Annotated in this window: 18 protein-coding genes; 4 read left to right on the forward strand and 14 right to left on the reverse strand. The window is 35.7% G+C overall.

The features are described from left to right. Window positions 1-26: 26 nt before the first annotated feature. From HND50_02305 to ligA, 14 genes are all read right to left on the reverse strand, one after another. Complete coding sequence (locus HND50_02305; protein ID NOG44030.1) at window positions 27-2,240, reverse strand: UvrD-helicase domain-containing protein; 2,214 nt, start codon at window positions 2,238-2,240, stop codon at window positions 27-29. Beyond that, window positions 2,240-3,304 (reverse strand): endolytic transglycosylase MltG, encoded by a 1,065-nt coding sequence (mltG, locus tag HND50_02310; protein NOG44031.1) that lies wholly within the window; start codon window positions 3,302-3,304, stop codon window positions 2,240-2,242. The genes HND50_02305 and mltG overlap by 1 nt, the downstream gene beginning before the upstream one ends. Before the next feature lies 1 nt (window position 3,305). Next, a complete protein-coding gene (gene pheA / locus HND50_02315) occupies window positions 3,306-3,590 on the reverse strand; it encodes a chorismate mutase (protein NOG44032.1) in 285 nt (94 codons plus the stop codon). A gap of 66 nt (window positions 3,591-3,656) precedes the next feature. Further along, complete coding sequence (locus tag HND50_02320; GenBank protein ID NOG44033.1) at window positions 3,657-4,448, reverse strand: tryptophan synthase subunit alpha; 792 nt, start codon at window positions 4,446-4,448, stop codon at window positions 3,657-3,659. Next, the gene (gene trpB, locus HND50_02325) at window positions 4,445-5,659 is read right to left on the reverse strand and encodes a tryptophan synthase subunit beta (protein NOG44034.1); all 1,215 of its coding nucleotides are present in this window, start codon (window positions 5,657-5,659) and stop codon (window positions 4,445-4,447) included. Before trpB ends, HND50_02320 begins: the two co-directional genes overlap by 4 nt. Continuing rightward, window positions 5,646-6,260, reverse strand: coding sequence for a phosphoribosylanthranilate isomerase (locus HND50_02330; protein ID NOG44035.1), 615 nt, complete (start codon window positions 6,258-6,260; stop codon window positions 5,646-5,648). Before HND50_02330 ends, trpB begins: the two co-directional genes overlap by 14 nt. Continuing rightward, complete coding sequence (trpC, locus tag HND50_02335; protein NOG44036.1) at window positions 6,257-7,018, reverse strand: indole-3-glycerol phosphate synthase TrpC; 762 nt, start codon at window positions 7,016-7,018, stop codon at window positions 6,257-6,259. Before trpC ends, HND50_02330 begins: the two co-directional genes overlap by 4 nt. Window positions 7,019-7,027: 9 nt before the next feature. After that, the gene (gene trpD / locus HND50_02340; protein ID NOG44037.1) at window positions 7,028-8,041 is read right to left on the reverse strand and encodes an anthranilate phosphoribosyltransferase; all 1,014 of its coding nucleotides are present in this window, start codon (window positions 8,039-8,041) and stop codon (window positions 7,028-7,030) included. After that, a complete protein-coding gene (locus tag HND50_02345) occupies window positions 8,038-8,913 on the reverse strand; it encodes a hypothetical protein (GenBank protein NOG44038.1) in 876 nt (291 codons plus the stop codon). The genes trpD and HND50_02345 overlap by 4 nt, the downstream gene beginning before the upstream one ends. A gap of 101 nt (window positions 8,914-9,014) precedes the next feature. Next, entirely contained in the window at window positions 9,015-10,292 is a 1,278-nt protein-coding gene (locus HND50_02350; GenBank protein ID NOG44039.1) for an adenylosuccinate synthase, read from the reverse strand. A 64-nt stretch (window positions 10,293-10,356) separates the two neighbouring features. After that, window positions 10,357-10,692, reverse strand: coding sequence for an STAS domain-containing protein (locus tag HND50_02355; GenBank protein NOG44040.1), 336 nt, complete (start codon window positions 10,690-10,692; stop codon window positions 10,357-10,359). Between the two features lie 36 nt (window positions 10,693-10,728). Then, the gene (gene secF, locus HND50_02360) at window positions 10,729-11,619 is read right to left on the reverse strand and encodes a protein translocase subunit SecF (GenBank protein ID NOG44041.1); all 891 of its coding nucleotides are present in this window, start codon (window positions 11,617-11,619) and stop codon (window positions 10,729-10,731) included. Between the two features lie 28 nt (window positions 11,620-11,647). Beyond that, window positions 11,648-13,525 carry a protein translocase subunit SecD gene (secD, locus tag HND50_02365; GenBank protein ID NOG44042.1) on the reverse strand — a complete coding sequence of 626 codons (1,878 nt, stop codon included), beginning with the start codon at window positions 13,523-13,525 and terminating at the stop codon, window positions 11,648-11,650. 191 nt (window positions 13,526-13,716) lie between these two features. Continuing rightward, entirely contained in the window at window positions 13,717-15,720 is a 2,004-nt protein-coding gene (gene ligA, locus HND50_02370; GenBank protein ID NOG44043.1) for an NAD-dependent DNA ligase LigA, read from the reverse strand. Between the two features lie 328 nt (window positions 15,721-16,048). On the opposite strand from ligA, the gene HND50_02375 reads away from it, so the two are divergent. From HND50_02375 to HND50_02390, 4 genes are all read left to right on the forward strand, one after another. Continuing rightward, on the forward strand, window positions 16,049-16,627 hold the full coding sequence (locus HND50_02375; GenBank protein NOG44044.1) for a hypothetical protein: 579 nt from the start codon (window positions 16,049-16,051) through the stop codon (window positions 16,625-16,627). 34 nt (window positions 16,628-16,661) lie between these two features. Further along, window positions 16,662-17,186, forward strand: a complete 525-nt coding sequence (locus tag HND50_02380; protein NOG44045.1) for a hypothetical protein — start codon at window positions 16,662-16,664, stop codon at window positions 17,184-17,186. Between the two features lie 109 nt (window positions 17,187-17,295). Further along, on the forward strand, window positions 17,296-18,009 hold the full coding sequence (locus HND50_02385; protein NOG44046.1) for a pyridoxine 5'-phosphate synthase: 714 nt from the start codon (window positions 17,296-17,298) through the stop codon (window positions 18,007-18,009). A gap of 51 nt (window positions 18,010-18,060) precedes the next feature. Further along, the gene (locus HND50_02390; GenBank protein NOG44047.1) at window positions 18,061-20,529 is read left to right on the forward strand and encodes a hypothetical protein; all 2,469 of its coding nucleotides are present in this window, start codon (window positions 18,061-18,063) and stop codon (window positions 20,527-20,529) included. The last annotated feature ends 49 nt before the right edge of the window (window positions 20,530-20,578 follow it).

The following is a 20,578-nucleotide window of genomic DNA, read 5'->3' on the forward strand; positions in this document are numbered from 1 at the left end:
GTACATACCTGATTAGAAATGGAGGGTTACTCTTCCAGAGGTGTGAGGTTTGCATATTCCTTCATAAGCTTTTTAGTAATACCTTCATCTGTAAAATCCACAGTGATTTTCATTTTCTCACCCTGGCCTTCAAGGTTGCGAATCTGGCCCTTACCAAAAGTAGCATGATACACCCTCTGTCCGACTTTATAGGTGTCATCAACGCTTTGGTCTTCATCTTGTTTCTCAATATATGATTCAATTTTACTTTTCCTGCTGCGTGTCCGAACAGTTTTGGAATCAGGCATATAACTTTTGGATGAATATTGCAGATAATCTTGTGGAATTTCATCCATAAAAAGCGATGGCAATGTTTGAATAAACTGATTGTTTTTCCGTCTGGATTGTGCGTAACTCAGGTACAGTTTTTCCTCAGCACGCGTCATGCCCACATAAAGTAAACGTCTTTCTTCTTCCAGCTCATCAAGGTTTGCTGCATTTCTTTGTAACGGTAAAAGCCCCATTTCCATCCCGGCGACAAACACAACCGGAAACTCAAGTCCTTTGGCCGCATGTAAAGTCATTAATGTCACAGCATTTGAATCTGAATTCCAATTATCAATATCAGTCATTAAGCTTACTTCTTCTAAAAATGCAGCAAGGCTATCATCAAGATTATTTGCCTGGCGGTATTCTGTGAAATCCTCAATACTACTAAAGAATTCTCGAATATTTGCTACACGACTCTCACTTTCATATTGATCATATTCGGTTTGATAGTGATGCATTATTTTAGATTCGGATGCCAGTGTTGAAGTAAGTTCAACCGCGGACAAATCTTTGCTAAGCGAGATAAAGTTAGTAATTAAATCAAAGAAACCTTTTACTCTGGCGCTCATAGCCGGAGAAATTTGGGCAACTTCTTCTACTCTGCCTAAACCTTCAAACAGAGTACATTCTTCCATTTCTGTGAATTTTTCTATTTTCCCGATGGTTGTTTCACCTACTCCCCGTAACGGGAAATTTACAATCCTTTTTAATGAAATACTATCCGCTGTGTTTACAATTAATTTTAAATAAGCAACAATATCTTTTATTTCTTTTCGCTCATAAAACTTTTTACCACCTACAATGTTGTAAGAAATGGCATTTCGCCTCATCTGGTCTTCAATAACACGGCTTTGCGCATTGGTGCGATATAAAACGGCAATATCTTTAAAACTTCGTTTATTCGTAAAAACCTCATCATGGATTTTTTCGCGGATTACTTCAGCTTCACCGAGATCGTTTTTTGAAATTTGAACCGAAATTTTTGTACCGTCTTCACGACTTGTCCAAAGGTTCTTGCCAATCCTGTCTTTATTATGTTGCACAACAGCATTTGCGGCATCTAAAATATATTTATTTGAGCGATAGTTTTCTTCCAGTTTAAAAACGGATACATTTTTAAAGTCCTTTTGGAAGTTTAGAATGTTGCTGATATCCGCACCACGCCAACCATAAATGGCCTGATCTTCATCTCCAACAACACACAAGTTTTGGTGATCTTTTACAAGCTCTTTAATCATTAAATATTGTGCTTTATTTGTATCCTGATATTCATCTACCAAAACATATTTAAAGCGGGACGCATATTTCTTTCTAATTTTGTCATTCTTTTGAAAAAGTTCTATAGGTTTTATCAATAAATCATCAAAGTCTAAAGCATTATTTTCTTTAAGAAAACGTTGATACGACATATAAATCGATGGAAGATATTCATCCAGTCCTTCCCTTTTCTCCATATCATATAAATCCTCCGGGAAAAGAAACTGGTTTTTGATTTTTGACAACCTGTTTTGAATCAATTTTGGCGTGTATAATTGTTGCGGAACAGTTAACGTACTGATTACTTTTTTAATAGCTTTTACCTGATCATCCACATCATAAATAGTGAAGTTATTTGTAAAGCCGAGGCTTTCACCTTCAGTACGCATTATTCTTGCCGCTATACTATGAAATGTGCCGATCCACAGACCACTAATATTTTCTCCGAGTATTTGTTCAACCCGTTCTTTCATTTCCCTGGCGGCTTTATTGGTAAAAGTAACTGCCAGGATATTTTTTGGATCAACATTTTTTTCCTGAATTAAATAAGAAATCCGGGATGTTAATGTGCGCGTTTTGCCACTTCCTGCACCGGCTAGTATCAATACAGGGCCATCTGTCTGTTTTACTGCTTTGGTTTGTTCTGGGTTAAGTCCGGAAAAATCAAATGCCATTAATTGCTTCCCTTTTTTCTACGTTCACGCGCAACCTGGCGGCGAACTTTATCAAATTCTGTTTTCGCTTTTATATGATCTTTTAAGTTTGTTGTAAAAGTATGTCTGCCGTTCCCAATCGCAACCATATACAAATAGTTGGTTTCAGTTGGAAAAATTGTTCCCAAAATCGATAACCTGCCTGGGTTGTTTATTGGCCCGGGCGGCAATCCGTAATAAAGATATGTGTTATATGGAGATTCAATCTCCAAATCTTTATTTAATAGTCTTTTGGGCGGCCCGTCCACAATATACTGTATTGTGGGATCTGCTTGCAGGCGCATCCGTTTTTTTAGCCGGTTATAATATAATGAAGCAATGATCGGACGCTCATCGTCCTTTAATGCTTCACCTTCTACTATTGATGCCAACGTCAAAATCTCATGCTGGCTCAGCCTTAATTCTTGAAGTCTAGTTTGAACTGAATCGGCTTTAAAAATAGTTAGTGTCTGGTTTACAAGATGTTTAATTACCTCATAAACATTCTCACCTTTTGCAAAGTGATATGTCTCCGGTAACAAATATCCTTCAAGATTTTTAACATTAAGACCAAATTCTGAAATAAATAAACTATCAAAACACAATTCCATAAATTGTTCTGAAGGAATATTTAGTTTTTTTTCCACTTCAGAAGCAATTTGCTCTAATTCCCATCCTTCTAACAAAGTAATTGCAGTAGTATTTTCCCTGGCTGAAATAAGGTAGTTAACAACCTGATAATCATTTAGTCCATTTTGAATTGAAAAACTGCCCGCACGCATCTTTTTTTCGTACCCAAGAGATTTTGCCAGAAGTACAAAAACATCCTTATCTTTTATTAATTTTTTTGCCAGCAGTGTGTCTGCAATTTGTGTTAAAGCAGCACCACGAGGAATTTCAATATTTGTTACTTTGCCAGTTACAACGTCTTCCGGACTTGAAAAAAAAGTCAAAATTTCCAAAAGAAATAATGGTATCAAAAAGATTATTATTAAAAATGCTTTTTGTTTACCGGACAACCTATCAAAAACGGGTAAATTTTTCATATTACTCTTTATGGGTTGTCTCTCTTTCGAGGCGTCGAGACTCATCAATAATGCGCTCAAACAGCCGCTTTAATGCATTATTACTCAATGGTCCTTGATTCACCTCCTGTACATTTCTGATTACATCTTCTTCTCGAGACGGCACGTAAACAGGCGCATTATATTCACGCTTAATATGCCCTATTTTTGTTGCCGATAAAGCCCTGTTATTTAACAAGGATACCAATTGAGCATCAATATTATCAATCTCAATTCGATACTTCTTAATTTTGTTTTGGAGTTCAATACTTTTGGAATCTGTCAAGATTTGTTCTTTTAAAATTAGTGAAAACCCAATCGCGATTGGCTTTATTTATTTAAATACGTTGTTAATAAAACACTTGGCCATCATAACTGCGTTATCTACATTATCGGCCTGTTCCATAGAATTGATTAATGCTGAACCAATAATAAATCCATCTGTATGTTCGAAAAGTTTTGCTAATTGAGCTTTTTTGCTCAACCCAAAACCAATTGCTATTGGCAACGAACTGACAGTGCGTATTTTGTTTAAAAAATCCAGGGTAGAGTTATCAATATAATCAGACTTTTGTGCTCCGGTAACACCGGTAACAGAGACGCAATATATAAAACCGCTACTATTTGATGCAATAGCTTTAAGCCTCTCTACAGGTGATGTTGGCGCAGCCAAAAGAATCAAATCAACACCCTTCTTATCAAAATCTGGTTTTACAAAATCAATTTCATCAAAAGGTAAATCAGGAATAATAACCCCATCTACTCCCGATTCTACTGCATAGTCTAAAAAATTTTCAACACCGAACGATAGAATTGGATTAATATACGACATTAAAACTATTCCAACCTCGCTGCTTTCCCTGATTTTTTTGACAAATGAAAATATCATTTTTAAATCTGTATTATGCTGTAATGATTTAAATGAAGAATGTTGAATGGTTGGACCATCGGCCAAAGGGTCGCTAAAAGGCACACCAATTTCTAAAATATGTACATTGTTTTCAGAAAGCATCTTTGCAAGTGGAACAGTAATGTTTTTAAAAGGATATTCCGGAGTGATATAAGCAATATTTACTTTTTCTCCAGTTGTTTTCTGACGTTTGAAAATTGAAGGGATTCTGCTCATTTTCGGTCTCCCTTTTTCTTGGATAAATATTTTCTTACTGATTCCAAATCTTTGTCACCTCTTCCACTTAGATTGATCACAATATTTTCAGACTTACTAAATTCTTTGATGTTGTCAATTAAGTAAGCAATGGCATGAGATGATTCTAAAGCTGGGATTATCCCCTCTTTCTCAGATAACATTTTCAAAGCGCGTATTGCAGATTCATCATTGGCAGTTTTATATTCCACACGTCTTATTTCGTTCAAATAGCTGTGCTCAGGACCAACACCCGGATAATCAAGCCCTGCGGAAATTGAATGTGTCGGTTTAATCTGTCCTTCCGGAGTTTGCAACAAATCCATTTTTGATCCGTGCAAAACACCTAACCTCCCTTTTGTGATCGATGCAGCGTGCTGATTTGAATCTACACCTTCACCGGCTGCTTCAACACCAATTAATCTTACCGAATTGTCTTCAATAAAAGGATAAAACACGCCCATCGCATTACTGCCGCCACCGACACAGGCAATAATTGCTTCAGGTAATTTTGAAAAACGTGCTAAAGACTGTTGCTTTAATTCATCTCCAATAATGCGTTGAAAATCTCTAACAATCATCGGATAAGGATGTGGCCCAACAACACTGCCAATTATATAATGAGTATCCCGGATATTGCTGACCCAGTCACGGATCGCTTCATTTGTTGCATCTTTTAAGGTTTGAGTCCCTGAGGTAACAGACCTCACTTCCGCTCCTAACAACTCCATTCGGAACACATTTGGTTTCTGGCGTTCAATATCTTCAGCACCCATGTAAACAACACATTCAAACCCAAAACGGGCAGCCACGGTTGCAGTAGCCACACCATGCTGACCAGCACCTGTCTCCGCAATAATTCTTTTTTTGCCCATGTGCCGGGCAAGTAAAATTTGACCAAGGGCATTATTAATTTTATGTGCACCGGTGTGGTTTAAGTCTTCCCGCTTTAAATAAATCTTTGGGCCGCCTAAATAATCTGATAAGTTTTCTGCAAAGTATAAAGGAGTAGGCCTGCCAACCCAATTTGCCAAAAACTCTGCAAAAGTATCTTTAAAATCTTTTGTTGGGGTGATTAATTTATAGGCTTTTTCAAGTTCTATTAAAGCAGGCATAATAGTCTCGGGGACAAAACGTCCTCCAAATTGACCAAAATAGCCTTTTTCGTTGGGTTGTAAATTATAATAATTCATACTTTGCTGATTCAATAAATTCCCTGACTAATGAATGGTCTTTAATTCCCGGAGATTTCTCGACACCACTACTAACATCCAGCGCAGCCGCATTAGTTATTTTAATTGCTTCCAGAATATTGGCTGGTTTTAATCCGCCAGCTAAAATAAACCTTAGACCACCTGTTATTTTAGTTAATTCTTTCCATGGTAATGTTTGCCCGGTTCCACCACGGTTTTCTGTATCACCACTGTCAATAAGCAATGTATAATTTTTCCAAACCTTAACTTCCTCATGAAGTTGAGCGCTGAAATTTAATGCTTTAATCACAGGACGGTTTATTAAACTTGCAAAACTAATATCTTCATCTCCATGCAGTTGAACATGAGTTAAGCCACATAAAGCGGAATAACTATTAATTTCATCTGCAGAACTGTTGACAAAAACGCCAACTTTGCTAATAAATGGATTTAGTTCTGAGGTGATATTCTTTACGATTTCGGGTGCAATATAGCGTTTACTTTTTTTATAAAAGATAAAACCCAAAGCATCTGCACCGCTTTCTTGTGCAAAAAGCGCGTCTGTAAGATTTGTTATCCCGCAAATTTTAATTCGCATCATATTGAAAATAACTCGCGATATTTTTGAGAGATGCTTTCTGAGGTCATAAACGCTTCACCAATTAGAACCGCATTAAAACCGGCAGCCTCTATTTTTTTTATATCATCTGCAGTATGGATCCCACTTTCAGCAACTTTTATTATTTTACTGGGAATTGAAGAGCAAAGCTTTAATGCATTATTCAAATCCACTTTAAAGGTATTTAAATCGCGGCTGTTTATTCCGATAATATCTGCTCCAATATCAAGAGCAGTCTTTACTTCATTTTCAGTATGTGCCTCAACAAGAACCTCCATTCCCAAAGATGTTGCAAGGCGATATAAGCTTTGTAGTTTCTCTTTTGAAAGCATAGCCACAATTAAGAGAATAATATCAGCACCGATATTAAAAGACTCATAGACCTGTTTTTCATCAATTATAAAATCTTTTCTTAATGCGGGTAGTTTAGAAAGTGTTTTAAACCTACTTAGATAAGTCTTACTCCCCTGGAAAAACTTTTCATCCGTTAAAATAGATACGGCATTTGCAGGCATGGAACTATAAGAATCAATTATTTCGTCAATATTAAAATCCTTACGAATAATTCCTTTTGATGGCGATGCTTTTTTGATTTCTGCAATTAAAGCTAATTTTTTTAAAGAAGCGATCTGATCTTTAAATGAAACGAGTGGAAATTGTCTTTTATCCGAACCATCCAATCTGATCTGTTCAATTTCTTCAAGTTTTACTTTAAATATTTCTTTTAATTTATCATGCACAGTAAAATATTACCTGTTTGTTTCATTGATAAGCTGATCAAGTTTTTCTTTAGCTTTACCATCTGAAACGGATTCATATGCTAACTCTACTCCGTCAAGTAAATTATTTACTTTACCACTTACAAGTATTGCAGCAGCTGCATTTAATACTGCAATATCAAGTGCTGCCCCGCTTTTATTATTTAATACATCCAGGATAATCTGTTTATTTGCATCACAATCCAAGCTTTGAATTGTGGAAATATCACGAACTTTTATCCCGACACTTTCCGGATGAATTGTATAATTTTTAACGGTTCCATTCTTTAGTTCGCTTACAAAAGTTTCTCCTGTTATTGTCAATTCATCCAGACCATTATGGCCATGAATAATCATCACATGTTCGGAACCTAATTCTTTCATGACATGAGCCATGGTGTTACATAAATCTTTATCGAAAACACCAATTACCTGTCTTTTAGTTTTTGCAGGATTGGTTAATGGGCCCAAAATATTAAAAATAGTGCGGACTCCCATTTCTTTTCTCGGCCCGACAGCGTACTTCATCGCCTTGTGATAAACCGGGGCAAATAAGAAAGCCAAACCAATTTTGTTAAAAACTGAAGTGAATTTGTCAATTGAAATATCAATATTAACACCCAATGCTTTTAAAATATCCGCGCTGCCACATTTACTGGAAACAGCACGGTTTCCATGCTTTGCAATTTTGACACCTGCTCCTGCAGCAACAAGGGCTGCCGTTGTAGAAATATTAAATGTATGCAAATTATCACCACCGGTACCACAAGTATCTACAACATTTTGAGCATCAATTTTGAACGGTTCGGCGTTTGATGCCATTGCCTCGGCAGCACCGCTTATTTCATCAACAGTTTCACCTTTCATTCGGAGAGCAGTAAGTAAAGCTGCGATTTGTGCATCCGTTGCATTACCCTGCATTATGTCATTAACAATTTCTCTTGACTCTGCACGACTCAAATCATTTTTTTGAATAACACTTTTCAATGCTTCTTTAATTGTCATTGATCCCTCTGATTTATGCTTTCTTTATATTTGGTGATTATTGGTACAATCGCAGGATGTGGCTCAATTTCTAATCCAACAGATATTCGCGCGGCATTAATTATAATCTTGTTGTTGGATTTGTGCAAACTAATATAAATAATATTTTCTCCATCTGCTCCGGAACCAATAATAGCGGGTTTGGCGTTTAAATTAATTACATCTGATTGCTCATGAGCCATTAAAATCAAATCAAATATTTTAAACTTCGTAGTGTAATCAACAAGATCACTTTCCTCACCATGCAGTAAAAGAATATTGAAGTCACTTTCTTTAAGAGTCTTTAAATTCTGAAAAAATAAACCACTATTATTGTCGATTTGATTGGCGTAATCTCTAACAATTTTGGGAGATAGAAAACTATTAAAAGTAATATTTGTATTCCCAGCAATAAGAGGTTTTTTCGAATTGGACTCGGGTAATTGTTTTATTCTATAATTTGAGGAAACATGTTCTCCCAAATTATTTTTGCTGATTTTGGCAAGAAAAGAAGTTCCCTCAATAAGTTCCTGTTCAGAAAGAACCCAAATATCCGGTTTTATAATTTGATAAGCCTCGACAATGGCTTTATCAAGCTCGATAAACGGGTAAGTATTAAAGGTATCTCCACCATCAATAACGATTAATTCAGGATTCTTTGATCTCTGTTTCTCAATTATCGTAGCAATTCTATCCAATCCACCAAGAGGCGGATCTCCGCAATTACAATTTTCAATGTTACCATTTAGATTGGCAAAGTACAGCACTTCAAAAAACGGGTTTTCCTGAGGTGGTTCGTTTACCTGACAGGTAGCCGAGGCAAAGTGCAACAAAACAACAAGAAATATTTTCATAATTTAAAAATAGGGTTGATTTAAGGTAAGGGACAAAATTTTTATCTTGGGAAATCAGCAAATAATACTACTGTTTCCCATGTATTAAACCACGGAATGGTTTAGATTTTTCTATAAATTATTTGGTCTCGTCGTTGACCAGTAGAAATATATTTAACAGGAATATCCAAAAAAGATTCAATGAACTTAATATAATCTTTGGCTTCTTTTGGCAATTCATCAAAATCTTGTATTCCGTCAATCGAGCAATTCCAACCTTTTAATTCTTTATAAACAGGTGTAATATTTTCTAAAACATTTTGATCAGCAGGTAACCATTCTATTTCTTTACCATTATGCTTGTATGAAACGCACACCTTAATGTTTTCAAAATCACTCAGCACATCCAGCTTTGTTAGTGCAATATTTGTCAAGCCATTTACCTGAACAGAATAACGAGCCGCGACTAAATCTAACCAGCCACATCTCCTTGGCCGTCCTGTAGTTGCGCCAAATTCATGTCCGTTTCTGCGAAGCTTTTCGCCAGTTTCATCTTCCAATTCGGTAGGAAACGGACCATTTCCAACACGGGTCAAATAAGCTTTCATAACCCCACTTATTTCGCTTTGTGAGGGAGCAACACCAGAGCCTATAAAAGCTCCGCCAGCAACCGGATGAGAAGATGTTACATATGGAAAAGAACCATAGTCAATATCAAGCAAAGCGCCCTGTGCACCCTCTATCAAAATCGGTTTATTCGTTTTTTGGTACTCATGAACAATGGAAAGGGTTTCTTTAATATATGGCCGTAGTTTTTCAGCATATTCCCTGGCAAACATTATTGTTTCTTTTACATCTTCAGGTTCTGTTTTGTAATATTTTTCAAAAACAAAATTTTTAAACTCCAGATTGGATGTAATTTTTGATTCACACAATTCAGGATTTAATAAATCGATTGCCCTAATGCCAAGCCGGTTGTATTTATCTGCATATGCCGGACCAATCCCTCGACGGGTTGTACCAATTTGCTTTTTGCCTTTATTCGATTCAGATTGTGCATCAAGTTTTTTGTGGTATGGTAAAATTATATGTGTTCTTGGGGAAATAAATAACCTGTCATTATAAGAAATGCCGGCTTTATCCAGTACTTCAAGTTCATCACAGAATGCTTTTGGATCCAGCACAACGCCACCACCGATAAGACATTTTACATCTTCCCGCAAAATGCCGCTTGGAATTAAATGCAGAACATATTTTTTTTCTCCAATATAAACGGTATGACCGGCATTTGCCCCTCCCTGATAGCGAATAACCATTTCCTTATCAACGCTCAAGACGTCAATTATTTTGCCTTTTCCTTCATCACCCCACTGGGCACCTACAACAATTTGAACGGACATTCTAATACCTCAAAAAAAAACTCCGGCTCAATAAGAACCGGAGTTGATTTAAAATTTTATTGTTTTAAAATGCAGCTAATGCCGAATCTAAATCTTGCTCAATTTCAAAAACAGTAACCAACTTTGTGATTTTTAAAAGATTCAAAATCCTGTCTGAAACGTTTGTGACAACTAATTTGCCACCATTATTTTTTAAAGTGGTAATTACACCAATCAAAATACCGAGACCAGAACTATTCATCCATTCAACATGCTCAAGATCAATTACAATATTTATCTTTCCTTTATCGATAAAATTATTGATCTGTTCATTTATCTGGCCTGCTTCAGGACCTCCCATTATTTTGCCTGATAAAGCAATAATCACAATACCATTTTTTTCTGATACCTGATTGACCATCTTAAATCCCTTCCTTTAAAGCTGTATTATAATACTTTAAGCTTTCTTGGTTTTCCAGTCTACAACAATCGGACTGGCGACAAATATTGAAGAATAAGTACCAATAAGAACACCAATTATTAATGCAAATGCAAATGTTTTTAAAACCTCTCCTCCAAGGAAATAAAGAACTACTACAACAATCAAAGTTGTTAACGATGTCACAACTGTACGAGATAGTGTTTCGTTGAGGCTTTTATTGACAAGATCAGTAATATCTTTGATGTTTTTGCTGGCTGCTTTTAAATTTTCCCTTACTCTGTCAAATACAACAATTGTATCGTTAAGTGAGTATCCAACAATGGTTAAAACGGCAGCTATTATTGGTGCAGAGATTTCAATTTCAAAAACAGAAAAAATCCCAAGCGTGATAATAACGTCATGTGCAAGGGCAGCAATAGCGCCAATAGAGAACTTAAATTCAAATCGGACAATGACGTAAAGAAGAATCAATAGCATTGCTACGAATATGGCATACAAAGCATCCAGAAGAAGTTCAACACCAATTTTTGGCCCTACCGTTTCATTTCTTAATATTTCAAACGGGTTATCGGGAATAGCTGCATTAATATCAGCGGAAAGCAGGCTGGCAATATCTTCTTTGATATGCTCGGTGCTCATGCGGATAGAAATTTCATTCTCAGCGCCGAAATGTTTGATCTCACCTTTTAAATTTCTTGATGCAAGAAGGTCACGAAATTCCTGTATCTCAACATTTTTTTCAAACTGTAAATGTAATAACGAACCGCCGGTAAAATCGATATTCAATTTTGGCCCGCCATGTAAAATTAAAGAACCGATGGAGATTATAAGCAATGTTGCACTTACAATATATCCCATTTTTCTTTTATCGATTAAAGCAAAATTTGTGTTATTAAAAAATTGCATGAATTAACAAACTCCTATAAAATCCGGGTTAAATACTTAGTTGTTTTACAGCACTTCTATCAAGTACTGAATTAAAGATAACTCGGGTGATAATGATCGCTGTAAACAAACTGGCAACAATACCAATCATCAATGTAACAGCAAAACCTTTAATTGGGCCGGAACCAAATGTGTATAAAACAAGCCCGGCAATAAATGTTGTAACGTTGGCATCTAAAATAGTTATCAATGCTTTGCCATAACCCTGGTCTAGCGATGCCCGTATTGTTTTTCCTTTTCTGATTTCTTCACGTACTCTTTCAAAAATCAACACATTGGCGTCAACTGCCATACCAATTGTTAAAATGATACCTGCAATACCAGGAAGGGTTAATGTAGCTCCAAATGATGCCATTACTGCCATAATAAAAACAAGGTTTAAAATTAGTGCTAAATTTGCAACAAACCCGGAAAGGCGGTAATAAATCACCATAAAAATCATAACGATAAGCAGCCCAAGTGCAGCTGAATAGCCACCAGATTTGATGGAGTCAGTCCCTAAAGACGGCCCAACTGTACGTTCTTCAATAATTGCAACAGGAGCCGGCAAAGCACCTGCTTTTAAAATAATACTTAAATCTTTAGCGTCATCAAAAGTATCCATGCCTGTGATCCGTGCACGGCCATTTGAAATTTTTGTTTGAAGATTTGGTGCGAGATATACTTTATTGTCAAGTATAATTGCAAGGCGTTTACCAATGTTTGCCCCGGTAACACGTGCAAAAGTTTTTGAACCATCATCATTTAATGTAATAGAAACTTCATATTTCCCGATATTTGATGGATCATTTAGATCTGCTTGCATTGGGTTCGTGTCAATAATTGTTTCGCCGCTTAGCTCAACAGGTGCATTTACAAGATAGACCTGAAGAAACTCATCATTGAGTTGTTTCTTTGATCCCCATACAAATTCTGCACTTCCTGCTGTTTCTGCGATTATTTTAGAGATTTCAGGAAGCTCAATTATTGTTTTGAACTTGTTTTCATTATCTACAGGAACAACTAAAGTGTTTTTGTCATTTGGATGTTGAAAGAAAAGACCTTCTTCGAAAAGTGAGTTTTTTGCAATGGAAGTACTGTCCGCGGTAGAGTCATTGCTTGTTTCAGTTACACCAAATAAGTCTTCTAATGCTGTTGAGGTTGTATCACTTTCAACTTCTGAAGATTTTGAAGTATCATTCGGAGATATTCTTGAAACAATAAATTCATTTATTCTTGTAGCAACCCTTTCAGTTGTTACATCATCTTTTAAAAGCTTAAACTCTAATAAAGCCGTTTTTCCAATAATGCGATGTACCCTGTTTCTGTCAGTAACACCTGCAAGCTCAAGAATAATGCGCCTGCCACCGGCTTTCTGAATGGTTGGTTCTGAAACACCAAATTGGTCAATCCTGTTACGAAGGATTTCAAGAGATCTATCAACAGCCTCAACAGTTTGATCATTTAAGAATGTGATTACATCTTCCCGTGTCCTACGATCAGCATTGGCGTAGTAACGTTCAAGGCGCATCTCTTTTTTTACAAGGTTTTCTTCAAAAACAGTAACAAAGTCTTCATCTGTTTCATCTACGCGAGTTGCTGTTTCCTCAAGCGCATCCACAAATTCTTTATTTTTATATTTTGCAAGCTTTTCCATTAGCTTACGCACATCTACTTCAAGGACAACATGCATTCCACCTTGCAGGTCCAGTCCCAGGGAAATTGCTTTTGATTTCAGTTCGATGAGTTGATCATTGTCAGTTTTTTGCAATTCTTCTTTTTCAACTTCACTCATCATACTTAAATTAATGGTGGGATATAAAAGGTATAATGCGGTTATAATTGCAATAAATATAAATACAATTCGCATTGTTGAGTTAGATTTCATTAAAACTTAATTCCTCCGGAAGTTTTTAATTTTATTATAATTGAGTTTAAAAATGTTTAAATAACAGCTTACAAATTTAGGAGCATGCTATTTTAAAGTCAAACAAAAAATAGGGTTTACCTTGTGAAGTTTATTTTTGCGTAATTTGTCTTCAAACAAGCAAAAAACAGGTGAACAAAGGTGATTATAAATTAAGCAATCAGATTATTCAAATCTTGTTCACTTATTATTTCAACACCCAGCTTTTCCGCTTTAGTAAGTTTGGAGCCGGCCTTTTCACCTGCAAGCAGATAACTTGTTTTTTTTGAAACCGATGATGATACTTTTCCTCCCTGTGATTCAATAATTTCTGCAGCCTGGTCACGAGTCAATGTGGGCAATGTTCCAGTTAGTACAAATGTCTTGCCTTCAAATGTGGATGATTCTTCCCCACTTACTTTTCGGGTTTCTTCTACAGTTAAACCATATTCTTCCAGCCGGTTTACAATATCAATGTTCATTTCATCCTTGAAAAACAGCGAAATACTCTCAGCCATTTTTTCACCTATCCCATCAATTTCTGCAAACTTTTCCTCGTCTGCATCAACGATAGCTTTTAATGATCCAAATTCACTTGCTAATATTTTTGCTGCTGTAATTCCTATAAATGGAATACCGATGGCAAAAACCAATCGCCCCAAAGATTGTTTTTTACTTTCTTCCAAACCGGAAATTAGGTTTTCAGCACTTTTATCACCCATTCTTTCAAGAGTAGCAATATCCTCTTTTTTTAATGTATATAAATCTGCACTGTTATGAATTAATTCTTCTTCAACCAACAGCTCAACAAGAGAAATCCCTAATCCGGAAATATCCATTGCTCCCCGAGCAGCAAAATGGGCAATACGCCGCTTAACTTGTTCCGGACACTTATTATTATCACAACGGAGAGCAGCTTCCCCTTCTACCCTGCTAAGTTTTGTTTCGCAAACCGGACAGTGTTCCGGTATTTTCAATTCCTTGCTGTCAGCATTTCGTTTAGAAGAAATTACTTCAATCACTTTTGGGATAATATCCCCGCCCTTTTCTATAAAAACATGGTCGCCCACGCGAATGTCTTTTCGCTTAATTTCATCAACATTGTGTAAAGTTGCCCGCGAAACTGTTGTGCCGGCCAGGAAAACCTGTTCAAGCTCTGCAACCGGTGTTACCGCGCCTGTACGACCAACCTGCCAGGTTACGTCTTTAATAATTGTTTCTACCTTTAAGGCTTTAAATTTGAAAGCAATAGCCCATCGTGGACTTTTTGCAGTACTTCCCAATTTTTTTTGATGGCGTATCGAATTGACTTTTACAACAATGCCGTCAATATCGTAACTAAGTGAATCGCGTTTCTTTTCCCATTCATCAACAAATTTTATAACCTGATCTATTGATGCACATTTTTTAAAGTATTGGTTTACGTGAAAACCGGATTTTTGCAATAACGCCAGATTCTGGAAATGGAATTCTTCAAGATCATCGTCATTTTTACTATGCATCGAATAACAAAACATCTGAAGAGCGCGGCTTGCAACAATCTTAGCATCCTGCATTTTTATAGTGCCGGCAGCTACATTCCGCGGATTCATATATAAAGGTTCGCCCTGTTCTTCACGCTCTTTGTTAATTCGCTCAAAGTTTTCCCGCGGCAAATAAACTTCCCCTCTAACCTCAAATTCTTTTGGTAAATTTTCTATATTAAAAACTTTCAAAGGTATGGATCGGATTGTTCGCAGATTGACAGTTATATCATCACCCTGAGTCCCATCACCACGAGTAGTGCCCCTTGTAAAAACACCATCATTATATAGCAGGCTGATGGCCAGACCATCTATTTTTAGCTCAGTAATATATTCAACTTTTTCACTTTCGCCCAGTGTTTTGCGAACACGCGCATCAAACTCGCGGAATTCCTCTTCATTATATGTATTGGCCAAAGAGAGCATAGGAAAACGATGAGTTACAGTCGGAAAGTCTTTGGTTGGTTCCCCGGAAACCCGTTGTGTTGGTGATTGTGGTAAGAAATCCCCGGTTTCTTCTTCCAGTTTTTGCAGTTCTTTCATCAACTGGTCATAATCATAATCAGAAATAGTTGGCTGGGCCTGAACATAATATTTGTAATCATGCTCATGCAGCTCTTTTCTCAGCTGTTCGATTCGTTCTTTTGTATTCATAATTATTTTGGGTTTTATAAAGCCTTAAATTGAATTCATTTCGCATTAAATTAAATGAAGGAATTTAAAGGAAAGGCAAGGAAATAGGCAAAATTTAAATTTATAAATTGATATCTTATAAAATATTGTATTTTTTTCATTGATTCTACTTATCATCTGTGAACACCGTGTTAGATAAAGACCATTAATTTTCAAAAAAAAAAATAATATTTTTTTGAGAATTTGCCCACGATATTAGTTTGGAAATAAAGGCCGATTTTAAGTATACTTATTGCCTGTTCAAAAACAATAAATCGTGATGACCAAAACCGTTGCACTGATATTTTTTATGCTTTTTTTCATTAGCTGTACCAACCTTTTTTCAACAAGAGAAGACAAGGTTGAAAAGCCTGATCCCGGTACTGTTTCCCAGGTTTTTTTAGAACCATCTGAGCCGGCAAATATAATGATTAATTTGTCGCGGGCCATAGAGGGAGCCAATGCACTGGAATATGCCAAATTGTTTTCCAATCCGGAAATAGTATCAGAAAAACATTTCCGCTTTATTGGAGATGCAAACCTTATCAATCAATTGATTTTCCCATGGACATACAGCGAAGAAAAAAACTATTTCTCTAAAATGATATTTGGTGAAGATAACGAAAAACCTGCTTTTAGATTTAGTTTTGTAGATTCTTTACCGGCGAGGATTTATTCAGCCCTAGATTCAGTTGAAACGGACTTTATGGAGTATGAACTGAAAATTACTCTTCCCGATACTCAAAAAGTTTACTTTGGTTTTTCCAATTTCAAACTGTTTAAGTCCGCCACCGCAAATGAAGCGTGGTACATCTACTCTTGGGAAGATCGGGCCAAAACCGAAGCACTGGAAAACTCATGGACGGCGTTGAAAGCTGAAAATCAATAAGAAATTAGAAGAACTATCAAACTCAAATTATTTAATGCAAATATCTTATTTAAAAAAACAATCAATTTTTATATCTCCTTTTGTATTTCTGATTCTTAGTTGCAATCCTTTTGCGCCTTCTTTAAGCGATGATATTTCCAATACATCCCTTATTTTGACTGAGCAAAGAACGCCCCAGGAAGTGATGACAAATTTTGCATTTGCATATAATTTTAAAGATTCGCTTGTGTACAGCGATCTGATTGACACAACTTTCTTATTTATTTCAAAGGATTATTCTACTGATCCTGTAACTGATTTGACTTGGGGACGGGATACAGAGCTAAAAGCAACCAGCGGTCTTTTTAAAAAATCACAAACCCTAAATCTTATTTGGGGAGGAACTATTTTTGAACACGAAATTGATAGTACACATGTTGAAATGAAACAACTTTTTCAATTAACTTTGGACATTGATTTTGTTTTGAGGACAATAAACAGCGAAGCTCTTTTTATCCTTAGAAGAAATAGCTCTGGGCGCTGGAAAATTACACGCTGGGAAGATAAAGCGGCTTTCTAAAATTAAAATAGGGATTTTGTGGGAAACAAATTTTAAGATTAGCCCGTGATTCCTTCCCTTAAAGCACATTTTTTAATAAAACATTTTATAACATTCTGGAGGCATTTTAATGCAACGTATTGCTTTGGATATAGATCCTATCGCATTTGTTCGTAATAGTTTAGGTGGAAATGAACCCGATCCTGTTAGCTCTGTAATTATGGCCGAACTGGGCGGCGCTGAATCTATTGTCTGCTATCTGCGTGATGATCAAATGACAGTGAAACAGCGAGATATTTCTCTTTTTAAAGAAATTGTAAAAACACATTTAACTGTGCGTTGCAACCTTACCGAAGAACATGTCCGCAACCTAATTGCTCTAAAAGTTGATATGATTACTTTTGTTGCGCCTGGAGATTTAAATAGTTTCTCGCCACAGCCTATCTCATTGGATACATATTCCAGCCAATTACAAAATTATATTGCTGAGTTACGATCAAATAATATTCTTTCATCTGTGTTGATTGAACCTACAATAAATGAAGTTAAAACTGCCGGTAGATTTGAATTTGACTATGTTGAACTAGATGCCACTTCCCTTTCTGAAGCATCAGATATGAACAGCGAAGTGGATGCCCTGGAAAACCTATCCAGCCTGGCTTTGGCCTCAAGTAAATTAGGCATGGGCGTAAATATATCTGGCGGGATTGGCTACGATAATATTCGCGAAGTTGCCCAGATTAACTTTATAGAAGATATTGTAGTTGGTAAACCGGTTCTTAGTAAGGCAGTTTTTATAGGAATTGAGCAAGCTTTAAGGGATTTGCAGGCAATAATTAGTTAACTTTACTTTCTAATCAACAAAAGAAAAAACGTTGTAGGACTATATTTCAGAATGAGTGATTTTCGAATACTGATTATTTTATTTTTAACATTTTCTCTGCTTCAGGCAAAAACGTATAACCGCAATGATATTATTGACCTTTACAACTTCGAAAATTGGAAAGTTGCAGGCTTTGCAGATATTGAGCAATCAAAACTTCCTCTTTATTCCGATACTGCAGATACAATAAGTTTAACAAACAGTTTTAACTTTAATAATGATTCACTTAACGGTGACCTTTATTTCAAATCTTTTGGAGTTCATGGATTAGTCTCTGTTTTTGTTAACGGACATTTAATTTCAAAACAACTAAACCACTCTGCACCATTTCGTGTAAAAGTAAATAAAAATTATTTAAAATCAGATAGCTCCACAAATACCATAAATTTTATTATAACCCGGGAGAAAAACTTTGAGACAGGTTTTCCTGTTTCAACACACCTTTATTCTGAACCGGAATTTATCGGAATTACCCGACCATTTTTTCTTGAGATAGTTAAGAAACCTCTTTTCAGTGATTTTGAATATTCTCTTGAAAAAGAAAACAATGAAATTTTTATAAATTACAATTATAGAACATCGCAAAAAGCCATTCAGGATATAAAAAATAAAAGTGGCATATCTTTTGAAGAAATCTTTTCCGATAGCAGTGGGAGAATTATATCAAAAAGAACTATTCCAGCATCCTCAAGAACCACGGTAATTAGTAATAAAAAAACATTCCAGATAAGCAACCTTTGGACAATAGAAAATCCAAAGTTTGTTAATTTTTCAATTTCCTTAAAGCGGTTTGGTCAAACAATCAGCACCCAGAAAGCAAAAATTGCGATTAGAAATATTGAATCCTATAAAAACGAGCTGTATATCAATTTTGAAAAAGCTAAAATTAATGGTATAAATGTATATGAAAACCTGATTGCCCAAAAGTCCTCAAATTTATTCTCTGATATTAAACAACGGATGATGCTTATAAAAAATGATGGTTTTAATGCGGTGCGTTTTTATGGTCATATCCCCGATGAAAGATATTTTTCAATCGCAGATACGCTTGGTTTACTGCTTTTTATTGATTTGCCCATCCGGCGTTATCCGGAAATAGTTTTTCAAAAAGATGCTCTCCTGGAAAATTTAAAAATGTCAATTTCTACAACAGTAAATAATCTTAAGAGTCATCCATCTTTTGTTGCACTTGGCATCGGGCAGGAAGTACTTTTATCAAATCCTTCTACCAAAAAGTTTTATATCATCTTAAATGGCGCTACAGAAAAGCCTATACCATTTCTAACTTATATTTCCCCTGTTCCTCAAAACAACATTTCCAAAGAAATGGCGGCTGATTTTTATATGCTGGATGTTTATGATGCTGTTTTCAGAAAAGTAGAAACAGTTGTGGAAACAGGTATTCCTTATGCTTTGTCCGGTAAAACCGGGTTTAACAGTGACTTGAACTATTTAGATCACGATAATCCAAATTATGCTGTTCAACAAAAACTTCTTTTAAAAACTGATGTGAAGGCAGTTTTAAAAACACTGAAAATGCAAGGCGGTTTTATAGAAAGTTTCATGGATTGGTCTGCAAAAAAGCAATCTCATCAAAACATGAATGAAAAGAATAAAATTATCCGCAATGGTTTTTATGATTCTGGTATGACAAAATATGACTGGGCAAAATCACAAATAAACATTTGGGATAATGATGAACTATTGTCATTGGAAATTGAACAAGAAAAAAAATCCAGTAATATTTTTTCAATTGTAATGTTATTTGGCTCTCTCATTTTTTTCTTTTTTTATAGAAGGTATCCACGCTTCAGCGAAAATTATAAACGGGCTTTAAAACATCCCTATGGCTTTTATGTAGATATGCGCGAGAGAAGAATAATCCCGATTTTTAATTCTTTTATGCTTGGTGTACATAATTCTTTGATCCTATCAGTTTTTATTGGGTCATTCGTCTTTTTTGGTAGTGATTTGCTTCTCATTCAGGAAATAATGAATGTTCTAATTGCCAGGTCAGATATTTATGCAACCTATTTAACAATCAGCAACAATGAGCTTTTGATACTTCCATTCCTGTTTATACTGTTATTTTTGCATCCGTTAATGATGGGTATAATACTTAAGTTATTGGGAATGATTTCTAAAAACTATGTTCGTTTTCGTCAGGCTATTGTAATTGGGCTATGGTCCAGCGCGCCTTTAATTTTCATGCTTCCGTTAAGTTTTGCCGCCTATCACTTGCTGGTTAACAACCTATTTGTTACCCCCATGTTAATTATTTTTGCTTTATTTTTAATTTGGTCGCATGTACGCCTGATAAATGGTATACGAGTTCTGGTTCTTGCTAAGTTCCGCGTAATTTTTCTTGTATTGCTATTGTCTTATACAATCCCACTTGTTATTTTCGGTTTCTTTTTTATTCCACAACCTATGTGGTATGATTATTTAACCACCTTACTAAATTCCAGTGCTCTTTTTTGATCAGATCAATGGATTGGTAAATAAATCTGCTGATTTTAAATCTTAATTT

This window comes from Calditrichota bacterium, assembly GCA_013112635.1.
Classification (GTDB): domain Bacteria; phylum Calditrichota; class Calditrichia; order Calditrichales; family J004; genus JABFGF01.

Excerpts from the sequence above, each read along its gene's own strand:
- HND50_02305 (NOG44030.1), bottom strand. The coding sequence starts at position 2,240 with ATGGCATTTGATTTTTCCGGACTTAACCCAGAACAAACCAAAGCAGTA.
- mltG (NOG44031.1), bottom strand. The coding sequence starts at position 3,304 with ATGAAAAATTTACCCGTTTTTGATAGGTTGTCCGGTAAACAAAAAGCA.
- HND50_02320 (NOG44033.1), bottom strand. The coding sequence starts at position 4,448 with ATGAGCAGAATCCCTTCAATTTTCAAACGTCAGAAAACAACTGGAGAA.
- trpB (NOG44034.1), bottom strand. The coding sequence starts at position 5,659 with ATGAATTATTATAATTTACAACCCAACGAAAAAGGCTATTTTGGTCAA.
- HND50_02330 (NOG44035.1), bottom strand. The coding sequence starts at position 6,260 with ATGATGCGAATTAAAATTTGCGGGATAACAAATCTTACAGACGCGCTT.
- trpD (NOG44037.1), bottom strand. The coding sequence starts at position 8,041 with ATGACAATTAAAGAAGCATTGAAAAGTGTTATTCAAAAAAATGATTTG.
- HND50_02345 (NOG44038.1), bottom strand. The coding sequence starts at position 8,913 with ATGAAAATATTTCTTGTTGTTTTGTTGCACTTTGCCTCGGCTACCTGT.
- HND50_02350 (NOG44039.1), bottom strand. The coding sequence starts at position 10,292 with ATGTCCGTTCAAATTGTTGTAGGTGCCCAGTGGGGTGATGAAGGAAAA.
- HND50_02355 (NOG44040.1), bottom strand. The coding sequence starts at position 10,692 with ATGGTCAATCAGGTATCAGAAAAAAATGGTATTGTGATTATTGCTTTA.
- secF (NOG44041.1), bottom strand. The coding sequence starts at position 11,619 with ATGCAATTTTTTAATAACACAAATTTTGCTTTAATCGATAAAAGAAAA.
- secD (NOG44042.1), bottom strand. The coding sequence starts at position 13,525 with ATGAAATCTAACTCAACAATGCGAATTGTATTTATATTTATTGCAATT.
- ligA (NOG44043.1), bottom strand. The coding sequence starts at position 15,720 with ATGAATACAAAAGAACGAATCGAACAGCTGAGAAAAGAGCTGCATGAG.
- HND50_02375 (NOG44044.1), top strand. The coding sequence starts at position 16,049 with ATGCTTTTTTTCATTAGCTGTACCAACCTTTTTTCAACAAGAGAAGAC.
- HND50_02380 (NOG44045.1), top strand. The coding sequence starts at position 16,662 with ATGCAAATATCTTATTTAAAAAAACAATCAATTTTTATATCTCCTTTT.
- HND50_02385 (NOG44046.1), top strand. The coding sequence starts at position 17,296 with ATGCAACGTATTGCTTTGGATATAGATCCTATCGCATTTGTTCGTAAT.
- HND50_02390 (NOG44047.1), top strand. The coding sequence starts at position 18,061 with ATGAGTGATTTTCGAATACTGATTATTTTATTTTTAACATTTTCTCTG.